This is a genomic window from Chryseobacterium formosense (assembly GCF_900116415.1).
In the GTDB taxonomy this organism is placed as follows: domain Bacteria; phylum Bacteroidota; class Bacteroidia; order Flavobacteriales; family Weeksellaceae; genus Chryseobacterium; species Chryseobacterium formosense.
The window spans coordinates 1-1735 of sequence record NZ_FPAP01000013.1 but is presented as its reverse complement, the minus strand read 5'-3'; the positions used below and the strand labels follow the sequence as shown (position 1 = coordinate 1735).

General features: G+C 38.6%; 1 protein-coding gene. It reads right to left on the bottom strand.

The annotated features are described in order from the left end of the window. Window positions 1–1547, bottom strand: a 1547-nt coding sequence (locus tag BM371_RS20270) for a T9SS type A sorting domain-containing protein (RefSeq protein WP_074958922.1), incomplete at its 3' end; no start/stop codon positions are given. Window positions 1548–1735: the final 188 nt, after the last annotated feature.

Here is a 1735-nt window from a genome sequence, read left to right as displayed (position 1 = left end):
AGATTCTGCGTATTGATCTTCGTCACTTTATTCTTTGTCTTCAGGCTTTGTAACTGTCTTCCACCCATATCATACAGCGTAATATCCGCTTCCTTAAACTCAAACCCGATCTCCACATAACAGTAATCAATCACAGGATTCGGGTAAATTTTCATATCCTGCTTCTCGATCAACTGATCGATCTGGCTGTCACCCAGTTTCACAATCTTCCAGTTTTCTTTTCCAAGTTCTTCAGCACTCGTTCCCGCCAATACAATCGAACCGTCTTTATTCATCTTCAGATCAGATAATCTTTCTTCCTTCTTTCTCGATTCTCCTTTTACATGTTTTCTCCACTGTTCATTGCCGTCATTGTCAATATAAAGCATCCAGAAGGTCTCATCATCAGCTTCAATTCTTCCTTCTGCCTGAGTGTATCCACCCAGCAAAATACCTTTCGTTGATGGTTGTCGGTTGTCTGTTGATGGTTTTCCGGTGATCACATTCATCCCCATTAGTATGTCTCTGTTTTTGAAATTATAGGATTTCTGCCACTGCTCATCACCTTTTGTGTTTAAAGAAATTAACCACAGATCGGTTCCTTCTTCTATTCCTACCGTTTTATTGCCCGATCTTTCCGATCTCGATTCTCCGCCAATAATATATCCTGAAGAAGTAAACGCCATTGTTCTTACATGGTCATCACCTTTACCTCCAAAGTTCTTTTCCCATTCTACCTTTCCGTCATTGTTAAGCTTAACAATCCAGTAATCGCCTTCTCCATAATTCTCGGTAGATTTGGGATAACGGGATACGGGATTCGGGTTTTCTGATGATGAATTTTTAGCTGTCGCTCCGGAACCCGTACCACGGATCTCGGAACTCCTCGAATAAATTCCAAGCAAAGCTCCGCCATCGGGAGTGGGAATCATCTTTTCAACTTCATCAAGACCTTTTCCTCCCAAAATTGATTCCGATAACAATTTTCCGTTTTTGTCTAATCTTGAAACGATCACATCTTTAGAACCAAAACCGTTTGATGAATTCTGAATATTTCCAGCGACCATAAATCCTAAATCTGCGGTCTGAATTACCGATCTTGCTTCTTCATCCTGTGAGGTTCCCAAAGTTTTCTGCCAAAGCTCGTCTCCGAATTCGTTGATTCTGATCAACCAGATATCAGATCCGCCTTTTGAATCGTCTTTTTTGTCTAAACCCTTCGAAGAATAAGAAGTTCCTGCCAGTAAAAACCCGCCTTCCTGTGTGGAAATTGTCGACGAAAGAAAATCGTGGTTTTGTCCCGAGAAGTATTTTTCCCAGGCTTCTTCGCCCTGTTGATTCAGCTTAACCAAGTGAAAATCGTATCCGTTATTTTGTTTGTTTTCGGTAGTGATCTTTTTCGACTGAATCGAGCTTCCCGTAATAAGATATTGCTGATCTACGGTAGTGGTTACCTGGGAAAGAAAATCCTGTGTCGAGGACTTAATATCTTTCTGCCATACCACTTCCTGAGAATATAATACAGCAGTCGTACATATAAGAAATGTACTCATGTAAAGTTTTTTCATGATTTGTTTTTAATAATATTTTTAAATTTATAGAAATCTTTTAAATCCTAAAAATGATCTAAAGATTAGGGAATAGTCTCTTTTGTATAACGAAAAAATGCGTCTGTTGAAGGTTAATAGTTTTATTCATCTTTGTTCATCATATTTTGTGTTTGGTTTAATTCTGCAAATCTAAAATATTTTAAATT